Consider the following 2,008-nt stretch of genomic DNA (forward strand, 5'->3'; position numbering starts at 1 on the left):
AACAGGACGCCCAGCCCTCTACGACAACGCTATCGACACCGACTACACCCACTCAATCGGCATTCAAAAAGGCCAAATCTAACCCCCGCGACACGCCGAGCCAGACACACATTTTGACCCTTAACCCTTTAAATGGATATAATTAGACCCATGTTGATTTCAGGTACCGCTTTCTTGCGGTTGCGCACCAACCGCTAAGGCGGTTTCCTACCCCGTAGGTTAAAAACCGCTCCGGTCCTTTAGCCGGGCGGCTATTTGTCATGCCCGGCTCCCTTTCAAATCCAAGGAGCACACCTGATGTCTGCATACGGACACGGCCGTCACGAGCATGGCCAAAATTTTCTCACCAACCACAAGATCATCAACTCCATCATCGACCTTGTGAAACAAACCTCCGGCCCCATCATTGAGATCGGACCAGGAAGCGGTGCCCTCACTCACCCGATGGCCCACTTGGGGAGGGCGATAACGGCAGTTGAAGTGGACGCAAAACTAGCTGCCAAAATCACACAAGAAACCTCCTCGGCGGCGGTCGAAGTGGTCCATGATGATTTCCTTAACTTCCGGTTACCCGCCACTCCCTGCGTCATTGTGGGAAACATTCCCTTTCACCTCACCACTGCCATTCTTCGAAAGTTGCTGCATGCGCCAGCATGGACTGACGCTGTACTCCTCATGCAGTGGGAAGTCGCTCGCCGCCGGGCCGGGGTAGGCGCAAGCACGATGATGACGGCTCAGTGGTCCCCATGGTTCACATTTCACCTGGGTTCTCGGGTACCAAGGCCTGCTTTCCGGCCACAGCCAAACGTTGACGGGGGGATCTTAGTGATCCGCCGGGTGGGTGACCCGAAGATTCCGATAGAGCAGCGCAAAGCCTTTCAGGCGATGGTGCACACCGTTTTCACTGCCCGGGGACGCGGGATAGGGGAAATTCTCCGAAGGGCAGGGTTGTTTTCATCACGTTCAGAAACACAATCATGGTTGCGCTCGCGAGGAATCGACCCCGCGACCCTACCTCCCAGATTGCACACCAACGACTGGATCGATCTCTTCCAGGTGACTGGTTCCTCTCTACCTCACCATCGACCCATTTCACCATCGGGAAGTAGTCAACGACCTCCTCAACGGAAAAACCGAAGCCGGCGGCGTTAATCCCCACCAAAACCGAAATCCACCAGTAGTACTAAAAGGGCTCTTCCGGTTTTAGAGTGCATTGATTAGTTCGCCGGGGGTTCGGGCGTGGCACAAGATATTGGGGTCCTTGGCTTTGTAGGAAAAAGGTATCTAATCCATCCGTACAAAACTAAGGACCTACTGTGCAGCCTAACGGAAATGTCATCGTCGATACCATCTGCCGCACCGCAAAACTAGGAACTACTATCACCGGTGCCACAGAAAACGGTGACGTCACTGTTATTGAAGCCGAACCCGTCGAGCCGATCAATGAATGCCCTACCTGCGGGCAGCCTGGAGTATTCCGCGACCACGTCATCCGCAGCCTGGTCGATCTGCCCATCGTCGGCCACCCAACAACTTCATGTGCGCCTTCCACGCTACCGGTGCACCAACAAGCGTTGCTTGCAGAAGATCTTCCGTGCTGGCCTTGCCTGCGCGCCCGACAATTCAAAGACCACGGACCAGGTGACCCACTGGATCCTGCAACGACTCTGCCTAAATCGGATGAGCGTTGCCGCTGCACCCAAGTCATTAGGCCTGGGGTGGGATATGAAGTGTCCCAGGTTTTGTTCCGTTTGATGAAACCCGTTTTTGAAACAACGTACGGAGCACAACGCACGCCGATGCCAAAGCTTCCGCAACATCGACTACCTCATCAAACCCACGACAGTGGGATTCACACCCTCAATCCCCACGCGTGCAATCTGGGTTAAGGGTCAAAAAGTGTGTCCGGAATCGCGGATTTTCACGGATTGACCTGTAGGTTTCCGGAAAGTATATGCTCCGGAAGCATATATCTAGCCCCCGACGGGAAATCCTCGGTGTGGCAGCC

Annotated in this window: 2 protein-coding genes and 1 pseudogene; all 3 read left to right on the top strand. The window is 54.7% G+C overall.

Translation table 11 applies throughout. The features are described from left to right. Positions 1–150 precede the first annotated feature (150 nt). Positions 151–198 carry an erythromycin resistance leader peptide gene (locus BJP08_RS12000; RefSeq protein WP_011116968.1) on the top strand — a complete coding sequence of 16 codons (48 nt, stop codon included), beginning with the start codon at positions 151–153 and terminating at the stop codon, positions 196–198. A 99-nt stretch (positions 199–297) separates the two neighbouring features. After that, positions 298–1,152, top strand: coding sequence for a 23S ribosomal RNA methyltransferase Erm (gene erm, locus BJP08_RS08015; protein ID WP_016459102.1), 855 nt, complete (start codon positions 298–300; stop codon positions 1,150–1,152). Positions 1,153–1,316: 164 nt separating this feature from the next. Beyond that, a pseudogene (locus tag BJP08_RS11655) lies at positions 1,317–1,734 on the top strand (transposase family protein); the annotation flags it as partial. Between the last annotated feature and the right edge of the window lie 274 nt (positions 1,735–2,008).

Origin of the sequence: Corynebacterium sp. NML140438 (assembly GCF_001875725.1) — a bacterium.
Taxonomy (GTDB): domain Bacteria; phylum Actinomycetota; class Actinomycetes; order Mycobacteriales; family Mycobacteriaceae; genus Corynebacterium.

Excerpts from the sequence above, each read along its gene's own strand:
- erm (WP_016459102.1), top strand. The coding sequence starts at position 298 with ATGTCTGCATACGGACACGGCCGTCACGAGCATGGCCAAAATTTTCTC.